At 59.5% G+C, this 25,102-nt stretch carries 21 protein-coding genes; 18 read left to right on the forward strand and 3 right to left on the reverse strand.

The window, feature by feature from the left end; genetic code table 11:
* Positions 1-47: 47 nt before the first annotated feature.
* The 16 genes from PD282_RS05670 (at position 48) to PD282_RS05745 (ending at position 19,297) form a co-directional block, all read left to right on the forward strand.
* On the forward strand, positions 48-254 hold the full coding sequence (locus PD282_RS05670; protein ID WP_274649369.1) for a hypothetical protein: 207 nt from the start codon (positions 48-50) through the stop codon (positions 252-254).
* A complete protein-coding gene (locus PD282_RS05675) occupies positions 247-1,551 on the forward strand; it encodes an ArsB/NhaD family transporter (RefSeq protein ID WP_274649370.1) in 1,305 nt (434 codons plus the stop codon). The genes PD282_RS05670 and PD282_RS05675 overlap by 8 nt, the downstream gene beginning before the upstream one ends.
* A gap of 16 nt (positions 1,552-1,567) precedes the next feature.
* Positions 1,568-2,233 (forward strand): DUF2642 domain-containing protein, encoded by a 666-nt coding sequence (locus PD282_RS05680; RefSeq protein ID WP_274649371.1) that lies wholly within the window; start codon positions 1,568-1,570, stop codon positions 2,231-2,233.
* 207 nt (positions 2,234-2,440) lie between these two features.
* A complete protein-coding gene (locus PD282_RS05685; protein ID WP_274649372.1) occupies positions 2,441-3,622 on the forward strand; it encodes an ATP-binding protein in 1,182 nt (393 codons plus the stop codon).
* 251 nt (positions 3,623-3,873) lie between these two features.
* Positions 3,874-4,365 (forward strand): Lrp/AsnC family transcriptional regulator, encoded by a 492-nt coding sequence (locus PD282_RS05690; protein ID WP_274649373.1) that lies wholly within the window; start codon positions 3,874-3,876, stop codon positions 4,363-4,365.
* A 13-nt stretch (positions 4,366-4,378) separates the two neighbouring features.
* Positions 4,379-5,608 carry an aminotransferase class I/II-fold pyridoxal phosphate-dependent enzyme gene (locus PD282_RS05695; protein WP_274649374.1) on the forward strand — a complete coding sequence of 410 codons (1,230 nt, stop codon included), beginning with the start codon at positions 4,379-4,381 and terminating at the stop codon, positions 5,606-5,608.
* Positions 5,609-5,716: 108 nt separating this feature from the next.
* A complete protein-coding gene (locus tag PD282_RS05700; RefSeq protein ID WP_420832274.1) occupies positions 5,717-5,962 on the forward strand; it encodes an aspartyl-phosphate phosphatase Spo0E family protein in 246 nt (81 codons plus the stop codon).
* 269 nt (positions 5,963-6,231) lie between these two features.
* Positions 6,232-7,758: a PAS domain-containing sensor histidine kinase gene (locus tag PD282_RS05705; RefSeq protein WP_274649375.1), complete on the forward strand. Its 1,527-nt coding sequence runs from the start codon at positions 6,232-6,234 to the stop codon at positions 7,756-7,758.
* Between the two features lie 158 nt (positions 7,759-7,916).
* Positions 7,917-8,441: a zinc ribbon domain-containing protein gene (locus PD282_RS05710; RefSeq protein WP_274649376.1), complete on the forward strand. Its 525-nt coding sequence runs from the start codon at positions 7,917-7,919 to the stop codon at positions 8,439-8,441.
* A 219-nt stretch (positions 8,442-8,660) separates the two neighbouring features.
* Positions 8,661-9,611, forward strand: a complete 951-nt coding sequence (locus PD282_RS05715) for a cation diffusion facilitator family transporter (RefSeq protein ID WP_274649377.1) — start codon at positions 8,661-8,663, stop codon at positions 9,609-9,611.
* A gap of 172 nt (positions 9,612-9,783) precedes the next feature.
* Positions 9,784-10,380, forward strand: coding sequence for a DUF4912 domain-containing protein (locus tag PD282_RS05720; protein WP_274649378.1), 597 nt, complete (start codon positions 9,784-9,786; stop codon positions 10,378-10,380).
* Positions 10,292-13,180 carry a 1,4-alpha-glucan branching protein domain-containing protein gene (locus PD282_RS05725; protein ID WP_274649379.1) on the forward strand — a complete coding sequence of 963 codons (2,889 nt, stop codon included), beginning with the start codon at positions 10,292-10,294 and terminating at the stop codon, positions 13,178-13,180. Before PD282_RS05720 ends, PD282_RS05725 begins: the two co-directional genes overlap by 89 nt.
* Complete coding sequence (locus PD282_RS05730) at positions 13,177-15,579, forward strand: sugar phosphate nucleotidyltransferase (protein WP_274649380.1); 2,403 nt, start codon at positions 13,177-13,179, stop codon at positions 15,577-15,579. Before PD282_RS05725 ends, PD282_RS05730 begins: the two co-directional genes overlap by 4 nt.
* A gap of 28 nt (positions 15,580-15,607) precedes the next feature.
* A complete protein-coding gene (locus PD282_RS05735; RefSeq protein WP_274649381.1) occupies positions 15,608-15,862 on the forward strand; it encodes a hypothetical protein in 255 nt (84 codons plus the stop codon).
* Entirely contained in the window at positions 15,847-17,850 is a 2,004-nt protein-coding gene (locus PD282_RS05740; RefSeq protein WP_274649382.1) for a glycoside hydrolase family 15 protein, read from the forward strand. The genes PD282_RS05735 and PD282_RS05740 overlap by 16 nt, the downstream gene beginning before the upstream one ends.
* A 445-nt stretch (positions 17,851-18,295) precedes the next feature.
* The gene (locus PD282_RS05745; protein WP_274649383.1) at positions 18,296-19,297 is read left to right on the forward strand and encodes a C40 family peptidase; all 1,002 of its coding nucleotides are present in this window, start codon (positions 18,296-18,298) and stop codon (positions 19,295-19,297) included.
* Positions 19,298-19,849: 552 nt separating this feature from the next.
* Here the strand turns inward: PD282_RS05745 and PD282_RS05750 are convergent.
* Positions 19,850-21,265, reverse strand: a complete 1,416-nt coding sequence (locus PD282_RS05750) for an NAD-dependent malic enzyme (RefSeq protein ID WP_274649384.1) — start codon at positions 21,263-21,265, stop codon at positions 19,850-19,852.
* An 87-nt stretch (positions 21,266-21,352) separates the two neighbouring features.
* Complete coding sequence (locus PD282_RS05755) at positions 21,353-22,471, reverse strand: MGDG synthase family glycosyltransferase (protein ID WP_274649385.1); 1,119 nt, start codon at positions 22,469-22,471, stop codon at positions 21,353-21,355.
* A gap of 203 nt (positions 22,472-22,674) precedes the next feature.
* Between PD282_RS05755 and kapB the strand changes: the two genes are divergently transcribed.
* The gene (gene kapB, locus PD282_RS05760) at positions 22,675-23,064 is read left to right on the forward strand and encodes a kinase-associated lipoprotein KapB (protein WP_274649386.1); all 390 of its coding nucleotides are present in this window, start codon (positions 22,675-22,677) and stop codon (positions 23,062-23,064) included.
* 34 nt (positions 23,065-23,098) lie between these two features.
* Positions 23,099-23,635 carry an orotate phosphoribosyltransferase gene (locus tag PD282_RS05765; protein ID WP_274649387.1) on the forward strand — a complete coding sequence of 179 codons (537 nt, stop codon included), beginning with the start codon at positions 23,099-23,101 and terminating at the stop codon, positions 23,633-23,635.
* Between the two features lie 73 nt (positions 23,636-23,708).
* On the opposite strand, the gene PD282_RS05770 is transcribed toward PD282_RS05765, so the two are convergent.
* The gene (locus tag PD282_RS05770; protein WP_274649388.1) at positions 23,709-25,034 is read right to left on the reverse strand and encodes an SGNH/GDSL hydrolase family protein; all 1,326 of its coding nucleotides are present in this window, start codon (positions 25,032-25,034) and stop codon (positions 23,709-23,711) included.
* Positions 25,035-25,102 lie beyond the last annotated feature (68 nt).

Here is a 25,102-nt window from a genome sequence, read left to right on the forward strand (position 1 = left end):
TGCCGGCACCGCCGTCCGTCTTCCGCCGCTAAGGGGGAGTCCATCGCATGCTGATCACTTTGGCCGTCCTGCTGCTCGGCATCCCGTTATTTCTGCTGCTTGCACCGGAAAAGAAACGCAAATCCGCCCTTGCGGACGTCTGGAACGATACCGCCGAGACAAAAGCGGCCGCGCTCGCATCCGCAGCGCCGCCCGAACCCGGAACCCAGGCGTTCGAGCTGCCGATGCGGAGCGGGGCGAAACGGAATGGATGATACAATCACGCTCGCAGCCGCCGCGTTTGCCGTTGCGGCTGCGGCTGTCCTGCTCCTGCGGCGGCCGGGAGGAAGGGCTCCTTTGTGGCCCGCCTTTCCGCTCGCCGCTTTCTTTTTAGCCGCGGCTCCGCTCGGCGGAACCGGCGCAAACCTGCAGCAGCTGGCAGGGCCGGCCGTTATCGTCTTGTCGGCCTTTCTGATGGCGGCCGCGCTCGAGAGTCTCGGGATGTTCCGTTATGCCGCCGGGAATATCGTCGAGTTCAGCCGCGGGTCCGGGCTGCGCCTGTATTGGCTAATCGCCTTGTTCTGCTTTTTGACGACGCTGTTTTTCAGTACCTACGTCAGCGTGCTGGCAGCAATGCCGGTCATTCTGCAGATCGGCCGAATGCTCGAGCTGAGCGACCGTCAGCTGCAGCCGTATTTGATCAGCGGCGCGCTCATCGGCGCAGCGGCCGGCGCCCCGGCAGGCGCTGCCGGCATCACGAATCTGATCGTGCTCGAAATGACAGGCCGGCAGTTGAACGATTATTCGGAGCTGACGATGATTCCCGCCGCCGCGGCGGTATTTGCGGTCGCCGGTCTGCTTTACGTCTTGTACCGGGGGTGGCTGCCGCGCCGGATTGCGGCGCAGGCTCCGCTTACGCCGGACGATGATACCCTTGCCGTTAATTGGCGCTTGTTCCGGCTGTGCCTGTTCGTTGTCGTCACCGCGCGGGCCGGATTCTATATCAGCTCCGGCTACGGGGTGCCGGCATGGTGGTTTGCGCTGGCGGGCGCGCTTGCGCTGATCGTTCCCGCCATGACGAAAGCAAGCTCCGGCTTGCGTTTCTATACGGCCGGAATCCCCTGGCATATTCCTTTGTTTGCGTTCGGTGCTACCTTGATTGCGGATGAATTGCAGCGGACCGGCGTCCTTCGTTTGCTCGCCCGCGGGCTTGCGCAGGCGGCCGCCTTGGGCGATTTCTCCGCCGCGCTGGCCGCAGGCGGATTGCTGGCGGCGATGTCGGCCATCGCAAACGAGCTTCCGGTACTCCTGATCGGAGCGTCGGCGCCGGCGGGCGCAGGGGCGGATCCGGCCTCGCAGCTGCTGTTTGCGGCCCGCATGATGGGCGGCAACATCGGCGGTCTGATGACCCCGCTCGGCTCGCTCGCCATTCTGATTTGGTTTGCCGCGCTGCGCCGTTATAAGATCAAGCTTTCGTGGGCGGCGTATATGAAGGCGGCGGCGGTATCCGTTCCGGCAGGCTTGCTGGCCGGCCTGATCATGTTGTATGCCTGGACGCAAATTATCGGATGAAAGGAGGCAGGGGCGTATGAGAAACCGTCATCCATTGCTGGACCGCTATGTGGAACTGGATATTTCAGGAAAGTCACTCCCGATTAAAGGAAAGCTCATCGATATCGGGCAGGATATTCTCGTCCTGCACAACGGCAGCCAATTTCTGTATGTGCCGCTCATTCATTTGCAGCAGCTTCGCCTGTCGACCGGCGACATCCAGGAGTTCGACGTGCCGGAGACGCCTTTCGAAAGCCCAAACGATCAGATTTCATACCGGAAAATTTTGATGAACGCCAAAGGCATGTTTTCGGAGCTCTATATTACCGGGAACCAGTCCATCCACGGCTATTTAACGAGTGTCATGAACGATTTTTTCGTCTTTTATTCGCCCGTCTATCATTCCGTCGTCGTTTCGCTGCAGCATTTGAAATATTTGATTCCTTACAATCCGAACGTGACACCGTATACGCTGACCCCCGAGCAGTTTCCGCTGAAGCCTTCCCCGATTACGCTTGCGCGCACGTTTGACCAGCAGCTGCGGAAGCTGATCGGCGAATTCGTCATCCTCGACCTGGGCGAGAATCCGAACAAAATCGGCGTGCTCAAAAGTATCGACCAAAGCCTGATCGAGCTTTCGACGGCCGGCGGCAATTCGGTTTACCTCCATTTCGACCACGTTAAAACGGTGCATCTTCCGTAAGGCGTCAAAGGCCGCTTCCCCCGTGTTATCGGCGGAGGCGGCTTTTTTCGCTGCACCGCACGTTTGTCCGGGAAATGTCCATTCGGATTAGCCAAATCCTAACTTTATAAATAGGTGGAGTTGTGGTAACGTTTACGGTAGCTGGCTGTGAGGGAAACAATTGGCACGGATATCGGCATTTATCGACATAAAGTACGGTGAACAGGTATGCTTGACAAAGTAAGCGATCAGGAGTTATGGGTGATTTATTTCAAAAGCATCGAAGGAGGGATCGATCTTCAGTTTATCCGGATGATTGAAGCGGAATTAAAGCGGCGTAATTTGTTTGAACGGGACAAGCGGGAGTGGAAGCTATTGAAAAGTTTTGGGAATTCGGAGCTGGATTTTGCCCAATTGATCAAATACTCGTTGGATACCATTTTCGTCCTTCATCAATTTAAAGTCGTCTATGTGAACAAGGCCGCCTTTGACCTGCTCGGACTCCAATATCCCGACCAGATTATCGGCGAGAGCTTCACCCGCTTTTTGCATCCGGATTATCACGGCGTGTTTCGCGAATCGGTGGAATTGGCTTACGGCGGAGAGGTAACCGATTGCCTTGAGCAAAAGATGTTCAAGGCGGACGGCGAGCTGATCGACGTCGAAGTGATGGCCGCGCCGTATGTGCTGGATGACAACCGCCTGGCGCAAATCCGGGTACGCGACATTACGAACCGAAAAAATGCGGAAGGCCGGCTGGCGAACCTGGAGAAGCTGTCCTCCATCGGCCAAATGGCGGCAGGCATCGCCCATGAAGTCCGAAACCCGCTGACCACCGTGAAAGGGTTTTTCCAGCTGCTGCAGAAAGAACTGAATCATGCGTATTTTCCGATCATCGTCGAGGAGCTCGACAACGCGATCAAGACGCTGAACAATTTGCTGCAGGTGGCCAAGCCCGATTTCGACAACGAGAACAACGTAACGATCAATTTGTGCTCGGAGCTTGATTCGCTTATTTTTTTGTTCCAGGAGAAGCTGTACAACGTCACCGTCACGAAGCTGTTCCAGCATACGGACAAGGAAATCGTCGGCAAGAAAAATCTGATTTTAAAAGCGTTTTTTAATTTGATCAAAAATGCGGTGGAAGCCATCGAAGGAAAAGGCGAGCTCGTCGTCGAGCATTATTTCCGGAACGGCACCATCCATGTGAAAATACAGGACTCGGGCGTCGGCATTCCGAAGGATCAGATCCGCATGCTCGGCACTCCGTTCTTCTCCACGAAGACGGAGGGCACCGGCATGGGACTGACCCAGGTGTTTACGACGATTCACGAGCACGGCGGGCACGTCAACGTCGAAAGCGAGCTGGGCAAAGGAACGACCTTCTATATCGAGCTCCCCGCCAAATAAACCCGTCCCTTCAAGGGGGCTTTTGCCCGAGCAATACATGACCGTTCACAGAGCGGCGCCTGTCGCCGCAGTTGAACGGTTTTTTGTTTGGTGCTCGATGCCGGACGCCTGGCGGCGCCTGCTGCGATTCGCTTGGCAGGAAGCCTGGATTCGTTGTAATATAGTCATTATAGCTGAAGCCGGGCGTATGCCCGGCCTCTCGGCCGCCGGGAGCGTCCGGCTGAAAGACGATACCAAGGAGGGCTTTGACGATGACTGAACTGAAGACAAAAATTTTGGAACTGCTCAAAGAGGACGCGCGTTACAGCGCGGAAACGATCGCGACGATGCTGGACGCGGCGGCGGCGGACGTAAAGCAGGCGATCGCGGAAATGGAGCAGGATCACGTCATCGTCAAATACGCGACCGTCACCAACTGGAGCAAGCTGGACGAGGAGAAGGTGACGGCGCTGATCGAGGTGCAGATTACGCCGGAACGCGGCCGCGGATTCGAAGGCATCGCGGAACGGATTTATTTATACCCGGAAGTAAAATCGGTTTATCTCATGTCAGGAGCCTACGACCTGCTGGTCGAGGTGCAGGGTCCGACGCTGAAAGACGTCGCTTCGTTCGTCTCCAACAAGCTGTCCCCGATCGACGCGGTGCTTTCGACCAAAACGTTCTTTATTCTGAAGAAATACAAGCAGGACGGCATTATTTTCGAAGAGCACGAAGACGACCATCGTCTTCCTGTCTCGCCGTGAGGGGTGAAGGGCGATGATTAAGGACGAAGAGAAACGTATAACGGAAGCTCCGGCCCGGAAACCGCGGCGGGATTCGATGGCCGATTTCCTCTCGCCGGTGGCGCGCTCCATTGCCCCTTCGGGAATCCGGCGGTTTTTCGATTTGGCCAGCGGCCGCAAGGACATCATTACGCTCGGCGTCGGCGAGCCGGATTTCGTCACCCCGTGGCATGTCCGCGAAGCATGCGTTTATTCGCTGGAGACGGGGAAAACGCAGTATACGTCGAACGCCGGAGTACCGGAGCTGCGGGAGGAAATCGCACATTATTTAGATACACAGTTCGAAGTCAGCTATGATCCGGCCAAGGAGGTCATCGTGACGGTCGGCGGCAGCGAGGCGATCGATCTTGCGCTGCGCGCGCTTATTTCGCCCGGCGATGAAATCCTCGTGCCCGAGCCGTGTTATATTACGTATTCGCCGATTACGCAGCTGAGCGGCGGCGTTCCGGTCGGCGTGGAAACGTTCGCCAAGGACGAGTTCAAGCTGCAGGCCGATTCGCTGAAGGCGGCGCTGACGCCGCGCTCGAAGGTGCTGGTGCTTTGTTATCCGAGCAACCCGACGGGCGGCATCATGACCTACGAGGATTGGCTGCCGATCGCGAAGGTGGTCGAGGAGAACGATCTCATCGTCATTTCCGATGAAATTTACGCGGAGCTGACGTACGGCTCGCGGCATGTCAGCTTCGCCTCGATGCCGGGCATGAAGGACCGCACCATTCTCGTCAGCGGGTTCTCGAAGGCGTTCGCGATGACGGGCTGGCGGATGGGGTATGCGTGCGGACATCCGGATATTATTTCGGCCATGCTGAAAATCCATCAGTATACCGTCTTGTGCGCTCCGATTATGGGACAGGTGGCGGCGCTCGAGGCGCTTCGCAACGGGCTGGAGGAGAAGGACCGGATGATCGAGTCCTACAATCAGCGGCGCAGGCTGGTCGTGCGCGGTTTCCGCGATATCGGGCTGGAATGCCATGAGCCGCGGGGGGCGTTCTATGCCTTCCCGTCGATCAAGTCGACGGGCCTCAGCTCCGAGCAGTTCGCTACCCGGCTGCTGCAGGAGCACAGCGTTGCGGCGGTTCCCGGCGACGTGTTCGGCCTCGGAGGGGAAGGCCACCTGCGCTGTTCGTATGCAACCTCCGTCAGCCAGCTGAACGAGGCGATTGAACGGATCGGCCAATTTGTTCGGAAACTTAAAGGAGATTGAAAAAAATATATTCAGAACTGTTATTGTTTGCTATAATTTAAGAAATCTTTATATTATGTTCGTACAGCACGGGTCACTTTCGAGGCATGACGACAAGGAGGGATAGCGGTGGCTGATGCGGATGTAGAGCTTGCGCTGCAAGAGGAACCGGATGCCGTATCAGCTAAACAGCTATCTTTGTCCATGCGTGTATTGGAAGATGAAATCTACGCGCTGCGGATTAAGATGGAACAGTCATACCTCGAAGAAGCGTCCTTCAATTCGGATCTCGTCATCGATTTGAGCCGAAAACTGGATGTGAAAATTAATGAATATATGCGTTTTCTGCGTTGGCGCTCCAAGATGACGCAGTAGCCGCTTCAGACCGTGTGTTGCCCTTATTCCGGGACTTTTCGGCCGTTACCCCGGCCGGACCGGAAGAGGGCTTTTCGTTTTGTCCCCGGAAAGAACCGGCATGACATTTTTCAAGGCAAACCTTTGCTTCACCCGTTAAGGAGGATGGCGTCGTTTTTTTCGCTGGCCCAAATTAGGAAATTGTTTCCGGTTTCATGTTTAAGCGCCGGGTGTAATGGTTTAAAAGCTCTGTGTGGACTTAATTTGTTGTTGGAAGATGGTGGTACTCCATGAGTGAAGAGACCTCGGATCGCAATCTGGTTACGCCAAAGCGAGAGGTCCGGTTGATTGGACTTCCCAATCCGCATGAGTTGGAGGAGAACGGAAAAACGGCCGAGCTTTACCGGATTTTGATCAGTGAGCACTTGGCCCCGGCCATCGTGCTGAACGAACGGCTTGACATTTGCCATTTGACAGGAGGCGCGCAGGAGCTGCTGGCGCCGGCCGACGGCCAGTTCGGCCGGAACATCCGCCAGGTGCTCGAGCCGCAGCTGGCGGATGCGATTTCGGCCGTCGTTCAGGAGCTGAGATCCGGCCAGCCTCGCGTCGTGCGGACGCTTGACGGGATGGACCGTCTGCCGGACGGGCTGAGATCGATGCAGCTCGTCGTCAAGCCGTTGTCATCCGTCAACCGGCAGTATGCGGCCTGCACGCTCGTTCAGTTCGAACCGGCGGAACTCGCGAATCCCGGCGCGGGCGAGGAGCTTCAGGCGGCGGCCGAAATGCTGCAATTGACGTATGCGATGGAGCGGAGCCCCAGCATGGTCCAGATTTGCAACGCCGAAGGCGAAGTGATTTTCGCCAACCGAAAATATTACGAGACGACCGGCTGCAGCTCCGATGAAATCGCGGGGAAGAAGCTGTCCGAGCTATACGACTGGAAAGCGGCCGACTTGTCGTTCGACGACATATGGAGCCGCTTGAAGGCCGGCGAAACGTGGGAATGCGAAGTACCCGGCTTTTTGAAGAACGGCGGGGTGTATTGGGAAAAGGCGAAGCTGCAGCCGATTAGACGGAAGGGCGGCATCCGCAGCTTCATGAAGCTGTCCGAGAACATTACGGAGCGCAAGCAGACGGAGGAGATGCTCCGCAAATCGGAGATGCTCTCGGCCATCGGTCAGCTGGCGGCCGGCATCGCGCATGAGATCCGCAATCCGCTGACGTCGCTGAAAGGCTTCACGAAGCTGATGAAGGAAAATAACAAGCGCGATTATATCGCGATTATGCTGGCCGAGCTCGAACGGATCGAACAAATCGTGAGCGAGCTGCTCATTCTGGCCAAGCCGCAGCCGTCGGAATTTGCGCGAACGTGTCTGGACGATGTCCTGCGCGACGTCGTCATGCTGCTTGAAGCCCAGGCGATCATGAACGATATCCAGATCGAGCTTGATTTGGCCGGCGGCCCCTGGCATGTCAGCGGCATAAAAAACGCGCTTAAGCAGGTATTTATCAACCTGCTCCAGAACGCAATCGAAGCGATGAAGAACGGCGGCGGGATCCGCATCCGGACGGAGCTCGGGGACGACGGGCTCGTCTGGACGACCGTGCGCGACAGCGGAGACGGCATCCCGCCGGAGAAGCTGGACAATCTCGGCCAGCCGTTTTATTCGACGAAGGCGAAGGGGACGGGACTGGGGCTTACGATCAGCGGCAAAATCGTCGACCACCACCACGGCCGGCTCGAATTCGAAAGCGAGCTGGGACGAGGAACGACGGCCCGGGTCGGGCTGCCCGCTCTGGACGTTTCCCGGGAATAAAATCGAGACTCGCTCTCGGCAATCGATAGTCCCTTTCGAAAATAGCGAACAGGCTCTATTTTTGTCGGATTTGCGCGCCGGTCCGCATGACCCCGAACTCACTTTATGGTAAAATGGATACAGCATTCGAAGTTCTGTTAACGAAGGAGTCGATTCGCATGTCCTTTTTCAATAAAGTGAAGCAGGGCGCCTCGGAAGCGGCCAAGAAGGCGCAGCAGACGGTCGAAATTACGAAGCTGAAAGCGCAAATGTCCGGCAAAGAGAAGGATATGGACAAATTGTATCACCAGATCGGGGAGGCCGTGTACCGGGCGAAGCTGGCCGGCAGCATCGCCGATTCCGAGCAGGAGGTCGCGGCCTGCTGCGAGCAGCTGGATTATATCGTCGCGGATCTGCGGATGCTCGAAGAGCGGATCAAAAATATCCGCTACGAAAAAAGCTGCACCTGCGGCAAGGTGGTCCCCCTCGACGCGCGTTTCTGTCCCGATTGCGGCGCGCAGCTTGCTGAGGAACCGAAGCCGGAGACGACGGTCGGCGAAATCCGCGTCATCTGCAGCCACTGCCTGACGGAGAACGAGCTGAACGCCAAGTTCTGCCTGACCTGCGGCAATACGCTCTCCTCCGGCCACGATGCGCCCGAGGCGCCGGACATGCCGGACGACGGTTCGAATCGCGCGCTTTAATTCGGAACAAATCGATAACAAGCCAAGCCTCCGGCTTCCCGCGGAGGCTTTTGAGTTTGCCCGCGTTTCATTTTTAACAGGAACGGGAATGCTTGGAATGCGCCGGGGACAAGTTAGCGCGCGCCAAACAAGTTGCGCCGCGGCATAAAACGGAGCCCCTGCCAACACTGTTTCTCTAGACCCACTCAATGCCCGTCGGGTATGATAGGTTGACGATACATGAGCAACTCGCTAGGCGCGAAGACGGAGGTGCCCGACCTGGAAAGCCAATACCAAGATATCAAACAAGGGGAAAAAGGGGCTTGGGTCAGCATTGCCGCCTACATTGTGCTGTCCGGTGCGAAGCTTGCGGCTGGCTACGGCTTTGCCTCGCAGGCGCTGATCGCCGACGGCTTCAATAACTTGACCGACATTATCGCTTCGACCGCCGTGCTGATCGGCCTGCGCATCTCGCAGAAGCCGCCGGACGAGGACCATGCATACGGCCATTTCCGGGCGGAGACGATCGCTGCCCTGATCGCATCCTTCATTATGGCGACGGTCGGCATCCAGGTGCTCATCAGCTCCGTTAAATCGCTGTTTGCGGATCACCGCACGGCGCCGGATTGGCTCTCGGCCTGGGTGGCGCTGGCGGCGGGCGGCTGCATGCTGCTTGTTTATTTGTATAACCGCCGGCTCGCGAAACGGATTCATAACCATGCGCTTATGGCGGCGGCCAAGGACAATTTGTCCGATGCGCTCGTGAGCGCCGGCGCCGCCGTCGGCATCATCGGGTCGCAGCTCGGCCTGCCCTGGCTCGATCCCGTCGCCGCGCTGGCGGTCGGCGGCATCATCTGCAAGACGGCGTGGGATATCTTTTACAGCGCGACGCATGCGCTCACGGACGGCTTCAACGAGGAGGAGCTGCATACGCTGCGCGGCACGATCGAACGGACGAAAGGCGTGCGGTCGATCAAGGACATCAAAGCGCGCGTGCACGGCAGCAATGTGCTGGTCGACGTCGTCGTCCAGGTCGACCCGGAGCTGACGCTGCTGGAAAGCCACCGCATCTGCGACGAAATCGAGCGGCGCATGGAGCGCAAGCACAATATTATGAGCGTTCACGTTCACGTCGAACCGCTGGATCAGGGCGAAGCCGGCCTGCTGGCAGGCGACGAGCTGCGCTCGTAAAACCATTTGTTCATAATTTCCTCGCTTGGCCGTCGGCCGGCGTCCCGGAAGGGGCGCCGGCTTTCTTTTTTTTGGCGGCTTCTCCTTCCCCTGCATACTGTATTTCCATTCGAGCCATCCTAATTTTGTTCAAGCAATCGAAAAGCAACGAATCGAGGAGGCAGATCCACAGGTGCGATGGAATAACGCCGGCGAGCTGCCGGACCGCTATGAGAAAGATCTGCTGCAGCTCCTTGTACGGGACCCGCATACGCTGTTCGTTTACTGGGAAATCGGGAACCGGAAAAGATGGCTGGCCGCGCAGCACTTCGGGTGCGACTGGCATGTACTGCCCAAGGTGCTGCGGATATACGACGTGACGGGCGTTTATTTCAACGGCGGCAACAGCAACGGCTATTTCGATATCGAGACGACGCCGGAGGCGAATAGCTGGTACATACTCGGCGTTCACGCCGCTGCGACGTATACGGTCGATTTCGGCACCTACACCTGGAACCGGCAGTTCGTGCCGCTCCTCAGGTCCAACTTTGCCGCGACGCCGCGCGACACGCCGCCGGCATTCGGGGAACCGGTCATCGCCGCCTGGCCGGCTTCCAGCCCGTATGGGGAACGGATCGCGCCGCATCTGTTCGAAAATATTTCGACCCTTGCGCAAATTCGGAAAGGGGGCATCAGCCTGGATGATGAACAAAGTGAGGCCGAGGCCGGTCTGCAAAGGGTATTTTACCCTGGCGCTTCACATGCATCTGCCTTATATCCGCCATCATGATCGCGACGATTACATGGAGGAGCGGTGGTTTTACGAGGCGATGCTCGAGACGTATTTGCCGCTTCTCGGGATGATGGAGCGGCTGGCGGCCGAAGGCGTGGATTACCGGATCACGCTGTCGATGACGCCGACGCTGTTGTCGCTGCTCGAGGATCCGCTTATGCAGCGCCGTTTCCTTTCCCACCTGGACAAGCTGATCCGCCTCGCCGGAAGCGAGACCGAACGTCTGGCAGGCGATGCCGCCCTGGAGCCGCTCGCCCGCATGTACGAGAGGCGGTTCTGCGAGCTGAGGTCGATGTATCTTGCTTCGGACATGCAGCTCATTCCCCGCTTTAAAGCGCTGCAGGATGCGGGCAAAATCGAAATTATGACGTGCGCCGCCACCCATGCTTTCCTGCCGCTGATCAAAACGGAGGAGGCGGTAAAAGCGCAGATCGCGACGGGAGCCGCCGATTACGAGCGCCATTTCGGACGCCGCCCGCGCGGGATATGGCTTCCGGAGTGCGCGTATGCCATCGGCATCGACCGCGTGCTGAAGCAGTACGGCATCGAATATTTCATCTGCGATTCGGCGGCCGTGGAGCATGCGACGCCCAGAGCCAACCGCGAGCTGTACGCTCCGCTCATCACGCCTTACGGCGTCTCGGCGTTCCCGCGCGACCCGCAGTCGTCGAAGCAGGTATGGAGCTCGCAGGAGGGTTATCCCGGCGATTTCGACTACCGGGAATATTACCGCGACATCGGCTGGGATTTGGGCTGGGAATCGGAAGCGGCATGGCGCTATATCCAGCCGTACGTCCTTCCGACGAACGAGCGGGTGAACACGGGCATCAAATATTACCGGATCACGTCCAAAGGCAATCATAAGGAGCCTTATAACCCCGATTGGGCCGCGCGGAAAGCGGCCATGCAGGCCGATCATTTCATCGCCAGCCGGACGGCTCAGGCCGAGCGGGCGCATGCGTACCTCGACCGGATTCCGCTCATGCTGTCGCCGTACGATGCGGAGCTGTTCGGGCACTGGTGGTACGAAGGGCCGCTCTGGATCGAGGAGCTGTGCCGGAAGCTGTTTTACGATCAGCATCAGCTGCAGATGATAACGCCGTCCGAATATTTGGACCGGTACCCGCTGTCGGACACCGGCAGACTGCGCGATTCGAGCTGGGGCCGGAACGCGTCGGCGGAAGTGTGGCTGCAGGGCGCGAACGACTGGGTTTACCGCCATCTGCACGAGGCCGAGGAGCGGATGATCGGCCTTGCGACCGCGCATGCCGATTTGGCCGGGGAGCGGGTGCTGCGCGGCCTGACGCGCCGCGCGCTGAACCAGGCGGCGCGCGAGCTGATGCTGGCGCAAAGCAGCGACTGGGCGTTCATTATGGACGCCGGCACGGTAACGGACTATGCGGCTGCCCGCACGAAAAAGCACCTGCTGGCGTTTCACCGGCTGTGCGACGCCGTCGAGCGGGACGAGCTCGATCCGGTTTATATTCAGGAATTGGAACAACAGGACAACTGTTTCCCGCTCCTTTCGTTCGCAGATTATATCGCCATCCAGCCGCTTTCGCCCGTCCGGCTGCTGTCGGCGCACGCCTGGGAACGGGTGCTGGCCGAAACGAAGGGCAAGCGCAATGTGGTCATGCTGGCCTGGGAATATCCGCCGAAGAACGTCGGCGGCCTGTCCAAGGCGGTATGCGAGCTCGCGAGAGAGCTGGCTTCCCGGGGCGAGGCGGTCCATGTCGTGACGACTTCGCATTTCGGAGCGCCCTACTTCGAAAAGGCGGACGGCGTGTATGTGCACCGGGTGCCGATACTCGTCTCGGGCGACACCGATTTCATTCACTGGATGTTCGAAATGAACCTGGCGATGACGGATCATCTCGTGCAGTGGATCGAAGCGGGCGGGCGGGTCGACGTGCTGCATGCGCACGACTGGATGGTTTATTATGCGGCGCGCGAAATCAAACACAGCTACGGCATTCCGCTGGTGGCCACGATTCACGCGACCGAATGGGGGCGCAACGGCGGGGCGCTTCATACCGAGCTTCATCACCGCATTCACAATATCGAATGGAGCCTGACGTACGAAGCGGCGAAGGTGATCGTCTGCAGCCGCACGATGGCGGAGGAGGTCCGCAGGTGCTTCGGGCTGCCTCCCGATAAGATTGTGCTGGTGCCGAACGGCATCGCCTTGTCCCCGTATGCGGGGCATGTTCCGGCGAAGCAGGTTGACGGCCGGGTCGTGTTTTTTATCGGCCGGCTCGTTTACGAGAAGGGCGTTCATGTGCTGCTGCAGGCCGCGCCGCACATTTTCCGCCTTGTGCCGGATGCCGTGATCTATATCGCCGGCTCGGGCCCGATGGAGCATACGCTGCGGCAGCAGGCGGCCGTGTACGGGGACCGCGTCCGGTTTCTGGGCTTTGTGGACGAAGCCGAGAAAGCGGCCTGGCTGGCGAGAGCCGACGTCGTCGTGATCCCGAGCCTGTATGAGCCGTTCGGCCTTGTCGCGCTTGAGGCGATGCAGTTCCGCCGTCCGCTCGTGGTGTCCGACACCGGCGGGCTTGCCGACCTGGTGCGGCACGGCGAGGACGGCTACAAGGCGCTTCCCGGCCATGTCGATTCGCTCGCCTGGCATGTGACGGAACAGCTGCTCGCGCCGGCTAAAGGTACGGCGATGGCGGAGGAAGCTTATCGCAAAACGACCGGGGAATTCGGCTGGGAGAAGCTGGCCGCCCGGACGGCCGCGGTGTACGAGACGGAGATCGGCAAAGCGGGCGCGGGAAAGGAGGAGGCTCGCCTATGAAGGCGGTCATCATGGCCGGAGGCAAGGGCACGAGGCTTCGGCCGCTTACATGCGATCTTCCGAAGCCGATGGTTCCGCTTTTAAATAAACCTTGTATGGCATATATTATCGAATTGCTGCGTAAACACGGTATAAAGGAAATCGCCGTGACGACGCAGTACTTGCCGGAGGCGATAGCCGGATATTTCGGCGACGGCGCGGATTACGGCGTGCGGCTCGTTTACTTCGACGAGACGGAGCCGCTCGGCACGGCGGGCAGCGTCCGGAACGCCGCTTCCTTCCTCGATGAGCGGTTCATCGTAATCAGCGGCGATGCGCTGACCGATATCGATCTGACCGAGGCCCGGCGGTTTCATGAGGAGCGCGAAGCGGCAGCGACGATGGTGCTGTCGCGAGCGAGCATGCCGGTGGAATTCGGCGTCGTGTTAACGGAGCCGGACGGCAAAATCACCCGTTTCCTCGAGAAGCCCGACTGGTCGGAGGTGTTCAGCGATACGGTCAACACCGGCATTTATATTCTGGAGCCCGAGCTGCTCGAGCTGATTCCCGAAGGCGCCGCCTACGATTTCAGCAAAGAGCTGTTCCCCCGGCTGCTGACGGCCGGCGCTCCGCTGTACGGCTATGTGACGGACCGGTATTGGTCGGATATCGGCAGCATCGAGCAGTACAAAACGACCCAGTTTGACATGCTGGACGGGAAGGTGCGGCTCGAGCTGGACGGCCAGCCGATCGCCCCGGGCGTGTTCGCCGCCGCCGGCGCTTCGATCCATCCGGCAAGCCGGATCGTCGGCCCGGCTTACATCGGCCCGGAGGCGCACGTCGGCGATGGAGCGGTTATCGGACCTTACGCGATCGTCGGCGCTTCCTCGCGCATTGAAGGCGGGTCCGTCGTCGGCCGCTCCATCCTGTGGCGCGAAGCCCGCATCGGGCGCGGCGCGGAGCTGGACGGCTCGCTGCTCTGCAATCACACCAGCCTGATGGCCGGGGCCCGCTGCGAGCCCGAATCCGTCGTCGGCAGCCACTGCGTCATCGGCCGGAAGGCGGCGGTCCGCAGCCATGTCAAGCTGTGGCCGAAGAAGCGGGTGCAGGATGAAGCGCACGTAACCGGTACGCTCGTCTGGGGCGAGACGGCTCCCGCCCGTCTGTTCGGGGAATGGGGGGCGGAAGGCGCGGCCGGCGTCGAAATGACGCCCGAGTTCGTCTCCCGGTTCGGCGCCGCGTTCGGCTCCCAGCTGTCCCCCGGAAGCGGTATCCTGGTCGGCGCCTCGCAGCATGAATTCGCTTCCCTTCTGAAAGATGCGCTGATCCCCGCCCTCCGGTCCGTCGGCATCGACTGCATCGATTGCGGCGCCGTACCGGCGGAAGCGCTGCGCGCGCATGTGCCGGAGGCCGGGCTGGTCGGCGCCCTGCACGTGTTGTATACGCCGCTCGCCGATTCCGGCCTGATCCGCATCGAATGCAGCGACCGCTCCGGCCTGCCGATCGACAAGGCGGCGGAACGGAAAATCGAACAGGCGCTGCGGCACGACGATTTCCGAAGGCCGCGTCCGGACGCCGCGGGCCGTCTGATTCCGGCGGACGGCGGGGCGATACTGGAGGCGTACGCGCGCCGTTTCGGCGAGGCGGTCGGCTGGGACGGTCACGCCCGGCTCGGGCGGCTTGCCATCGCCGCCGACGAGTGGGTTTATGCCAACGCCGAAGCGCTTCTTCGTCCGGGCGCGGACGAGATCGTGCGGAGCGGGCCGGCGTACGACCTGACGGCGCTCGCCCGGACGGAGGCGGATCTGCACATCGCGCTTGATAACGGCGGCCGCGAATGGACGGCGCTCGGCGCGGACGGCGCCCCGCTCGGCGGCGAAGAGCTGCTGCTGGCCGCGCTGCTGGCAGCGTTCCACCGCCGCCCGGGCGTCGTCCTCGGCCTGCCGGTGTATGCGCCGGCCGCCGCGGACAGCATCGCCGAAGGGCTCGGCGGGCGGGTCGTCCGCGCCAAACGGACGCCACGGGAGCTGCTCGCGGCGGGCGGGGACCCGCTGTTTCACCCGCTCACGAGCGGGATTTACGCCGCTGCCGGCGTGATGCGGCATATGGCGGCGACGGGTCTTGCGCCGGAGCAGATGCTGGCTCCGATTGCGAAGCCGTACCGGCGGCATGCGGCTGTCGCCTGCCCGTGGGAGATCAAAGGATCGGCGCTGCGCCAAATGGCGGACGGTCTCGCAGCCGCCGCCGGTCCGGTGGAAATGACCGACGGACTCAAGATTTCCGAGGAACAGGGTACCATATGGATATGGCCCGATGCGGATGCGCCGACGCTGCGCATTATCGCCGAGAGCGTCAGCGCGGAGACGGCAGCCGACCTGCTGGGGCGCTATGTATCCGACGTGAAGCGGGTACTGAATTAAAGCTTCAACAACGAGGAGGCGGTTTACGATGCTGGTACCGGTAGAATCGAAGCAAATTGCGTATTGCTCGTACAACGAGCGTGAAAGGACGCTGCACCTGTATTACCATACAGGGGAAGTGGTCGCCTGTCCTTCCGTCAAAAAATCCGATTTCGAATCGGCGCTCGAATCGCCGAACCGTTACGACGCCCTGATGAAAGTGGCGCAGCAAAAAGGCCACGTGGCCCAAAGCGACGCCGAAGCCCCGGTTCAGTTAGGAGATGCCGCATGGCCAGACCACTAGTCGTCGGGAACGGAAAGCTGCTCGTCAATCTTGACGAGCACGCGTTCGTTCGCGATATTTATTATCCGTACGTCGGGGAGTACAACCATGTCAGCGGGCAGTACTGCCGCCTGGGAATTTGGGTCGATAACCGGTTTCTGTGGCTGGACGATGCGTCCTGGGAAATCGCAAACCGCTACGAGGATTCATCGATGCTCACACGAACGGAGGCTCGTCACCGGGAAACCGGGATCCGGCTTGTCATTCTGGGGTGCGTGCATCAGCGCGATCCCGTATTTCTGCGCAGCGTCGAGGTGTTCAACGAACGCGGAGAAGAGCGCGAGGTGCGGCTCTTTTTCCACCAGGATCTCAGCATATCGGAAAATGAGGTCGGCGACACCGCCGCTTTCGTACCGGAAAACAACAGTATGGTTCATTACAAACGGCAGTATTACTTCATGTTCAACGGCAGTACCGGCGATGGCGACAGCGGCGTACACGAATATTCGACCGGGGTCAAACGGTTCAATCATGCGAAAGGCACCTGGGTCGACGCCGAGGACGGCAAGCTCTCCTGCAATCCGATCGCGCAGGGCTCGGTCGACAGCGTCGTCGGATTCCGGCTGCGCGTGCCGGGCTCGGCGAGCCGCAAAATGCATTACTGGATGACGATCGGCAAAAACATGCTCGACGTGAAGACGCTCGACGCGTACGTCCGCGAAAACGATCCCGAAAAGCTGATGATGCGGGTTCATATTTATTGGAAGCACTGGGTGAACAAAGTCCAAAAAGATTTTGGCGATTTGACCGAAGAGGCGATCCGCCTGTACAAGCTGAGCCTGCTGGTCGTGCGAACGCAAACGGACGTCAGGGGGGCCATCACCGCTGCTAACGATTCGGACATCATGCAGTTCAACCGGGACCATTACAGCTACGTCTGGCCGCGGGACGGCGCCATGATCGCATCGGCCGTTTCGATGGCGGGCTATTGGGACATGGTCAAAGAATTTTTCCGGTTTTGCGCGGATGCCCTGTCGCCGGAAGGCTATCTGCACCATAAATACAACCCGGACGGCACGGTCGGCTCGAGCTGGCATCCGTTTATCGCGCACGGCAAAGCGCAGCTGCCCATTCAGGTCGACGAGACGGGGCTGGTGCTGGCGGCGTTCTGGCAGCTGTACAAAAGCAGCGGCGATCTCGAATTCGCCCAGTCGCTCTACAAACCGCTGATCCGCAAGGCGGGCCATTTTTTAAGCCGCTTCATCGATGAGGAGCTGAAGCTTCCTTCTCCAAGCTACGATTTGTGGGAGGAACGGTACGGCATCTTCACGTATTCCGTTGCGGCCGTTCAGGCCGGGCTGGCGGCGGCCTCGAATTTCTGCTATTTGTTCGGCGACGACGAGCGGGGCGACCGTTTCAAGAACGTGGCCGAAGAGGTGAAGCAGGCGATTTTGACCCATTTGTGGGACGAGCAGCAAAACCGATTTATCCGCGGGCTGTACAAGCAGGGGGATAAATGGGAAAAGGACATGACGCTGGAGAGCAGCGTATACGGCCTGATCGCTTTCGGCGTCCTGCCGGCGGACGATCCGCGGGCGGCCAGTACGATGCGCGCGATCGAGCAGGGCTTGTCGGTCAAGACCGATATCGGAGGCATCGCGCGCTATTACAACGACTATTATTTTCAGCGGTCGAAGGATGTCTCGCGTATACCGGGCAATCCGTGGCCGATTTGCACGCTGTGGGTGGCCGAATGGCAGGTGTTTGCCGCCAAAACGGTGGAAGATCTGAAGAAGCCGCGCGAGGCGATTGAATGGGTCGTGAAGCATGCGCTGCCGACCGGCATCGTTTCGGAGCAGGTCGACCCGTTCACCGGCAAAACGCTGTCCGTCGCTCCTCTTACCTGGTCGCATGCCGCCTATATTTCAACCTGCGTCAATTATATGGATAAAATGGCGCAATTGAAGGCGGGATCCACCGTTCCGGATTCAGTATCTTCCAGTAAATAACTCCATAGGAAAATTAGTTCATAAAATCGACAATTGGAAACAATTACCGATTACAATCTCTTCCATGCCCGGGGTTAGTCCATATTTCCTGTTTTTGGGACAATAAAATTGGAAATATAAAGAGCGATAAATTGCTGATAGCAATCAACATTTCATTTAGCATCCTTCCATGGATGCCTTTTTTTACTATTTTAAATGGAAGCGTTTACAAAGGTACAAATTGCCTAAAGTTCGGATTTCAATTGGGACAAGAGGTCGATAGGTACCGTGATGGGGGGCTCGTACAATAGAACATGGATATCGTTCCAATCTTTGCATGGAAGGAGCCGGATGCCAACCGCAAGGAGCGAAAATCGACTGCGCTTAACGTAAGCGTCATTTAACATTCAGCCAATGACACCCTCGGACCCCATATGACGACAACTTCAGATGGAGGTAGAACAGCATGAAAAAAATATCCACCTTGTTTCTGGCGGCGGCCATTGCAGCGCCGCTTACGCTTCCCGTCGCAGCCGCGGCCTCATCCGGCCCTTCATCCGGCGAAATTCGGGCGACGGTCAGCTTTCGGACCGGTCCTTCAACGTCGTCGGACGTGATCAAATATTTGCATAAAGGCGACGATGTAACGATTCTCGATACGGTCAATTCCTATTGGTACAAGGCTAGAGACAGCGGGGGCAGCGTCGGTTACGTTTCGTCCCTGAGCAAATATATCGCAGCAAACGCCGGAGGCTCGGCCGGTGCAGGCTCGTCGTTCGCCGCCAACGCGGATATCATCGCTTCCGTCTCGTTCCGGACCGGCCCATCGACCGATGCGTCCCGTATCCGCTATTTGCAGCGGGGTGAGCGGGTACAGGTGATCGGCCAGCCGAACGCCTGGTGGTTCCAGGTGCGGGATGCTGGCGGCACGACCGGGTATGTAAGCAGCGATACGCAATATATACATACAAACGCCGGCTCTGCGCCTTCCGGCGGGAGCTCGTCCGGCGGCCATCCGGCATCCGGATCCGCGGCGGTAGAGGCGATCATCGCCGACGGGATGAAGTACTTGGGCACGCCGTATGAATACGGGTCGAACCGCAATACGACCACCACGTTCGACTGCTCGGATCTGATCGAAACCATTTTTCGCGAAGGGGCGAACGTTATCCTTCCGCCCGATTCCCGCCAGCAGGGCGCGTATGTGAAAAGTAAAGGACCGGTCGTCACCGACTGGCACCAGCTGAAGCGCGGCGACCTGATGTTCTTCGGGGATTACAAAGGGACGAGCCCGTCGAATTACGGACCTTCCTATAAAGCGAATGCCCGAATTTCGCACGTCGCGCTTTATTTGGGCGACGGTAAAGTGCTGCAAACGTATTCCAAAAAGTCAGGCGGCGTCCGCACGGACTCGATCGCCGGCAAGCATTGGGAATACCGCTTCCTGTTCGGCGGCAGCGCATTATAACCGAAAAACGGCGGCACATGCGGAGACTGTAAACGCTTTGTCCACTGGCCCCATCGCTTAGCTCAATTTTCTATACTTGCAGATCAAAACAAAGAAGCGGCTCGTTCAGGATATCTGTTCGGCCGCTTCTTTGTTTCTCCTATATGATGAGGCCCAGAGGGCCAAGCAGGCAGCCGCACGAACGACAGCTGCGCCTCGGTCGTCCAGAAATCTGGGGATTAAGGCAGCCAGAGGGCGCAGCCCTCCATATTCCCGGAAAATCGCAGCGGAAGAACGCCAACGTAAAGCGTGTCCGCGAAAGCGGACGACAAGCGAGCCAAGCTGGCAGCCGCATCAACGACGGCCGCGTCGCAGGTACGCCCATATCCGGGTGTCCAGAGGGCCGGAGCCCTCGGGGTCCCCCCGGGGGATTTAGGGGGCGCATTTAACGTATTAAGGCAGTTAGAGGGCGCAGCCCTCAAAGTCGGGAGTCCAGAGGGCGCAGCCCTCACAGGGGGAGTCCGGAGGGCGCAGCCCTCGGATCCTCCGGGGGTCCCAGGGGGCGCAAGCCCCCTACTCCCTCGGCTGCCTTCGAGCCGCACCGCTCGCAATCGCCGCCTGCACGACCCGGCGGCGAACCTCCTCGACGATGCGCTGATTGAAGACGCTCGGGATAATATAGAGCGGGCTGAGCTCGCCCTCGCCGATGACGGAGGCGATTGCTTCGGCGGCCGCCAGCTTCATCGGCTCGTTGATTTCGCTGGCCCGGCAGTCGAGCGCGCCGCGGAAAATGCCGGGGAAGCAGAGCACGTTGTTGATCTGGTTCGGATAATCCGAGCGCCCGGTCGCAAACACGGCGACGAGGTCCTCTGCGATTTCGGGCCGGATTTCCGGCTCCGGATTGGCCATCGCGAACACGATCGGGTCCCGGTTCATCGACAGGATATGCTCGCGGGTGAGAATGCCGCCGGCGGACAGGCCGATGAACACGTCCGCTCCCGCCAGCGCTTCCGCCAAGCCGCCGCTTCGCCGCTCGTCGTTCGTATGCTCGGCATACCACTGCCACATGCCGCTCGGATAATGCGTGTCGCGGGTCAGAATCCCCTGCCGTTCGACGCCGATAATGTGCTTCGCGCCGCCGGCCAGCAGCATTTTCGTGCAGGCCGTGCCGGCCGCGCCGATGCCGCAGACGACGATTCGGGCCGAATCGATCGTACGCCCGGTCAGCCGCAGCGCATTCAGCAGCCCGGCATACAGCACGACCGCGGTGCCGTGCTGGTCGTCGTGAAAAACGGGAATATCCAGCTCCTCGCGCAGGCGCCGCTCGATCTCAAAGCACCGGGGAGCGGAAATATCCTCAAGGTTGATGCCGCCGAAACCCGGAGCGATCGCTTTCACCGCCGCGATGATCGCTTCCGTATCCTGCGTATCGAGGCAGATCGGGAACGCGTCGACATCGGCGAACTGCTTAAACAGCATCGCTTTGCCTTCCATGACCGGCATCGCGGCGTACGGGCCGATGTTGCCGAGACCGAGCACGGCGCTGCCGTCGGATACGACCGCGACCGTATTGCGTTTGACCGTTAGGGTGAACGCTTTTGACTGATCCTCATGAATGGCGGTGCAGACCCGTGCGACCTCCGGCGTGTACACGCGGGAGAGGTCGTCGCGGTTTTGGATCGGCGTTTTCGGCTGAACCGTGATTTTCCCGCCCAGGTGGAGCAGGAACGTCCGGTCGGATACGTTGACCAGCCGGAGGCCGGGCAGCGCCTCCAGCGCCTTGGAGATCCGCTCGGTCGCCATGCTCTCAGTGATTTTGACCGTCAAATCGCGCACTGTTTTGTCCCGGCCCGTCTGGATCACGTCGATGGCGATGATATCGCCGCCCGCCTGTTCGATCGCGGTGGCTGCGCCTCCGAAATGGGCCCGTTTCGTATCGAGCTCCAGCCGTATAATAACTGTCTTTCCGTCCAGCGGCGTGCTTGCCATGTTTTTCTCCTCCTCGATTACCTTACATTTACCCCGGAATGGAGCGGTCTATGCAGAAATATACGCCGAACAGGGATAAAAAAACCGTCATTGCATCAACTGCAGGACGGCGCGGGAGCATTGCATCGGGTTATACTGCTGATTGCGTTTGACAAGCAGCGTTCTTCTGTATTGGACGGAGGTGTACGGCTCCAAAATCATGGAAAACCATTTGTCGACCAATTCCGTCGAGGTCAGCATTTCGCCGAACCCGTACTCCACGAAATATTCGCAGTTCACTTCCTCCTGACCGGGAATCGGTTCATAGAAGAGCATGGGAATGCCCTTGCTTAAGCCCTCGGTACAGGTCATCCCGCCGGGCTTCGTGATGAGCAGGTCGGACACGTCCATCAGCTTGCTGACTTCCTTCGTGAAACCGAGCACTTGAATGTTCGGGTGCTGAAAAGCCGGGTCGGCCAGCATGCGCTCGCGCGCTTTGTCGTTGTTGCCGACGCAGTAAATCAGCTGAATGCGGTCGCGCCAGCGAGTCATATACTCGAGAATATCGTCGCTGTACATAATGCCCCATCCTCCGCCCATAATAAGAACTGTCGGTATCGGTTTCAAGCCGAATTTCGCCTGAATTTCCGATTTGTCGTGCGTATGCCAAAAATCCGGATGGACCGGGATGCCGGTCACCTCGATCCGGCTCGCCGGAATGCCGCGGTCGGTGAGCTTTCGTTTGACGAGCGGGGTGGAGACCAAATATTTGTTGACTTCCGAGCTGGTCCACGTGCCGTGTGCGTCGTAATCGGTGATCAGCGTGTAAAGAGGGATATCGACGAGGCCAAGCCGCTTCAGGCGCGAGACGACGGCGTTCGGACCCGGATGCGTGCAGACGATCAAATCCGGCTTCAGCTGATCGAATACTTTCAAGGTATGCGTATAAAAGATGCGGTGAAGCGCGAGCTGCGTAAAGCGGTTCATCGATTTCTTGTACTGCCGGTGATAGAGCTTTCCGACTAGCTTGGGCTGTTTGCTGACGGTTTTGCGGTATGCGTTCATAATTAAAGGCCCGATGACCGGATTCAGGAATTTGCCCAGCTCGATTACGCGCGTCTGAATGTTCGGATTAAGCTCGCGAAGCCCGAATGCCAGCGCATATGCGGCCTGGGTATGACCGGAACCGAAACCTTCAGAGAGCAGAAGCACCCTTTTCTTGCGCATCTTCTCACCTACTTTTCCTATTCTCATATTACGACGCCGGCGGGGGCAAGACAAGATCGGAATTGAGTCTTGCGCATCAGCGAAGCCTTAATTTATGATAAAGTCCGAGAATCAGCGAGGTTGGAAAAAAGGTCCCGCTTTTAGAACGAAGGCGGGCCTTCGGGTGCAGACTATCCAACTAGACGAAACGGAGGGCGAAAAAGATGCGCAGCGGCGAGAATGGCGTTCCCGCTCCGGGCGGGCTCGCGGCGTTCGGTTATAAAACGGGTGAGTACGTCGGCGAATTGATGGAATGGAGCGGCTCCCGGGGGCTGTTGAAGGTGCTGGCGGTGCTGAAGCATCCGGTGCAGGGCGATCTGCATCGTCCGTACGACCCGGACGTGCCGATGTTCCACGAGCGGCGGGCGCTCGGGCTGACGGAGAAAACCTACGTGCCGGCTGCCGATATCCGGCCGTACGAAGGCGAAGTGCCGGCATATCAGGAGTCGCTCCGGGCGGCGCTGGCCAAGCAGAAAGCGGAGCTGGACAGGCTGAAGCGCTGGGCGGAGCGCGGAATTGCGAATTTGGAGCAGCTGGAGCAAGATTACCGTTAACGGCTAAGCGATAGGCTGGAGAGGGGATGAAGGAATGAGAGACCGGATTCTGCTCGCGAAAGACCTTTGCGGCGCGGCGCGCCTGACGGCCGGGGTTACGAATCGTTCGGCACAAGCGCAGGAGGCCGATTACGATAAGTACTCGTTCGCTGCCGATCCCCGCCTGCTCGGGGCGGTAACGTGGGAGCTGTCGACGAGGGTTCCGGTCGGCACCGACGTGCTGGCCGGGCTCGAATTGAGCGGGATCCCGATCGTGACCGCCCTGGCGATGGAGACGAATCTTCCGGCTGCTTTCGTGCGCAAGCAGGCGGAAACCGTCGGCGCGTGTAAAATCGTCGAAGGGACGGATGTAAGCGGCAAACGAGCCGTCGTCGTCGTCAGCGTCGTCACGTCCGGCGCGCAGGTGGTCCGGCGGGCCGCCGCGCTGCGCGAAGCGGGCGCGATCGTCGAGGATGTCGTCTGCGTCATCGAACGCAGCCCGGAAGGCCGGCGCGCCTTGGCCGAACACGGCCTGCGCCTGCACGCCCTGTATACGATGGAGGAGCTTCTCGAAGCGGCCGCGAGTCCGTAAGCGCATCAAGACGGACCCGTCCTTAGCGGATAGGTCCGTCTCCGCCGCTGCCTGCCGCCCGCGGCGGAGGCGTTCAATTGACGAAAACGGTCTTGATCTTTTGGCGGTAGACGACCTGGAAGCCTAGCCCTCTGGACAGCGCGGCCAGCGGCAAATAAGCGGAGGAGGTCGCCTTGTCGATGTAAGCCGGTGTTTCCAGCGGTTCGTTTTGCCCGTCGATTTTCATCGTTTTGGACCCGATGACGAAGGCGGAGCTTTGCCCGTTCGCTTTGAACACGGCCGTTTTGGTCTTGTTGTCCCAGCTAAGCGACGCGCCGAGCGCTTCGGCCAGACTGCGAATGGGCAAATAGGTCGTGCCCGCTTTCAGCGCCGGCTTGGAGCCCGCGGGCGCTTGGCCGCGAACGATCAGCCGCAGCGGCGCATCGCCGGCAAGCGTCGCAGGCTGGCGGTAGCTCCCCCATATGCCGCCGGCGAACGCTTCGGCGATCTTCTCGTAGCCGTCGTCCGACGGATGAACGTCTCCCCTGCCTCTAACGATACTCGTATACATCAGTTCATGGCCGAGAAAAGGCTCGCTGATATCGACCGTCCGCACGCTGCTTCCCTGCGCCTGAAATTGTTGGCCGACCGCTTCGACAATCCCGCGCAGACGATTCATGCCGTCCAGCAGCGCTGCGTACTGGTCTGCGGTTACGACTTTGATCAGCCGGTTTGTCGACGGATCTGGCACCGGCAAATATTGGTCCGAAAAAACGATTTCCGCCTGCGGATTGATGGCGAGAATCGACCGAAGCGACGCTTCGAGCGCCGTCTTATAGCTGTCCAGCATGCTGGTTATGTCCGTCTTGAGCTCGTCTCCGGTCACCTGCTTCGTTTTGATTTCATCAAATAAGGGCAGGAAGTCGTTGCCGCCGATCGTCATGACGACGAGATCGGCCTGCTCCAGCGCTTGGCGGAGCCCGGCGCTCTGCGCGATCGTTTCCGCTGCCTGCGGATAGTCTGAGATGCCCGGCTGAGCCTCTTCCCCGGTAATCGGCGTCCCCTTCACCGCCGCTTCCAGCCAGCGCTGCAGGCCCGCCGTCGTCAGCCCGAGCACGCCGAAATTTTGCAGCTCCGCGCGTCCGCGGTACAGCGCCTGCTCGTAGAGCCGGTCGACGTAGCCGTAGATGGCCGACCGGTCCGTGACGCCGTATTCGTAGCCGACGGTGACCGAATCGCCCACTGCGACGATGCGGGTGCCGGCAAAGTCCGGCTCCGATTTGGCCGCCGCCGCATAAGGCGTCCGCACGGGCGGCAACGCTCCTTCGGCGGCGGCCGCGCCGGCGAGCAGCGTTCCCGCAGCCAGCGATCCCGCCAGCAGCGCCGCGGCGATCCGCGTCTTCCTAAAGTTACTAGTCAACTTGGAACACATCCTTTTGATATAGTGATAATACGAGTACCCCCAAGGCTTGGAACACAAACAACTCT

Origin of the sequence: Paenibacillus humicola (assembly GCF_028826105.1) — a bacterium.
Lineage (GTDB): Bacteria > Bacillota > Bacilli > Paenibacillales > Paenibacillaceae > Paenibacillus_Z > Paenibacillus_Z humicola.

Bases quoted from the DNA above. Each gene is read 5' to 3' on its own strand.
- PD282_RS05670 (WP_274649369.1), top strand. From the start codon at position 48: ATGCTGATCACTTTGGCCGTCCTGCTGCTCGGCATCCCGTTATTTCTG.
- PD282_RS05675 (WP_274649370.1), top strand. From the start codon at position 247: ATGGATGATACAATCACGCTCGCAGCCGCCGCGTTTGCCGTTGCGGCT.
- PD282_RS05680 (WP_274649371.1), top strand. From the start codon at position 1,568: ATGAGAAACCGTCATCCATTGCTGGACCGCTATGTGGAACTGGATATT.
- PD282_RS05685 (WP_274649372.1), top strand. From the start codon at position 2,441: ATGCTTGACAAAGTAAGCGATCAGGAGTTATGGGTGATTTATTTCAAA.
- PD282_RS05690 (WP_274649373.1), top strand. From the start codon at position 3,874: ATGACTGAACTGAAGACAAAAATTTTGGAACTGCTCAAAGAGGACGCG.
- PD282_RS05695 (WP_274649374.1), top strand. From the start codon at position 4,379: ATGATTAAGGACGAAGAGAAACGTATAACGGAAGCTCCGGCCCGGAAA.
- PD282_RS05705 (WP_274649375.1), top strand. From the start codon at position 6,232: ATGAGTGAAGAGACCTCGGATCGCAATCTGGTTACGCCAAAGCGAGAG.
- PD282_RS05710 (WP_274649376.1), top strand. From the start codon at position 7,917: ATGTCCTTTTTCAATAAAGTGAAGCAGGGCGCCTCGGAAGCGGCCAAG.
- PD282_RS05715 (WP_274649377.1), top strand. From the start codon at position 8,661: ATGAGCAACTCGCTAGGCGCGAAGACGGAGGTGCCCGACCTGGAAAGC.
- PD282_RS05725 (WP_274649379.1), top strand. From the start codon at position 10,292: ATGATGAACAAAGTGAGGCCGAGGCCGGTCTGCAAAGGGTATTTTACC.
- PD282_RS05730 (WP_274649380.1), top strand. From the start codon at position 13,177: ATGAAGGCGGTCATCATGGCCGGAGGCAAGGGCACGAGGCTTCGGCCG.
- PD282_RS05735 (WP_274649381.1), top strand. From the start codon at position 15,608: ATGCTGGTACCGGTAGAATCGAAGCAAATTGCGTATTGCTCGTACAAC.
- PD282_RS05740 (WP_274649382.1), top strand. From the start codon at position 15,847: ATGGCCAGACCACTAGTCGTCGGGAACGGAAAGCTGCTCGTCAATCTT.
- PD282_RS05745 (WP_274649383.1), top strand. From the start codon at position 18,296: ATGAAAAAAATATCCACCTTGTTTCTGGCGGCGGCCATTGCAGCGCCG.
- PD282_RS05750 (WP_274649384.1), bottom strand. From the start codon at position 21,265: ATGGCAAGCACGCCGCTGGACGGAAAGACAGTTATTATACGGCTGGAG.
- PD282_RS05755 (WP_274649385.1), bottom strand. From the start codon at position 22,471: ATGCGCAAGAAAAGGGTGCTTCTGCTCTCTGAAGGTTTCGGTTCCGGT.
- kapB (WP_274649386.1), top strand. From the start codon at position 22,675: ATGCGCAGCGGCGAGAATGGCGTTCCCGCTCCGGGCGGGCTCGCGGCG.
- PD282_RS05765 (WP_274649387.1), top strand. From the start codon at position 23,099: ATGAGAGACCGGATTCTGCTCGCGAAAGACCTTTGCGGCGCGGCGCGC.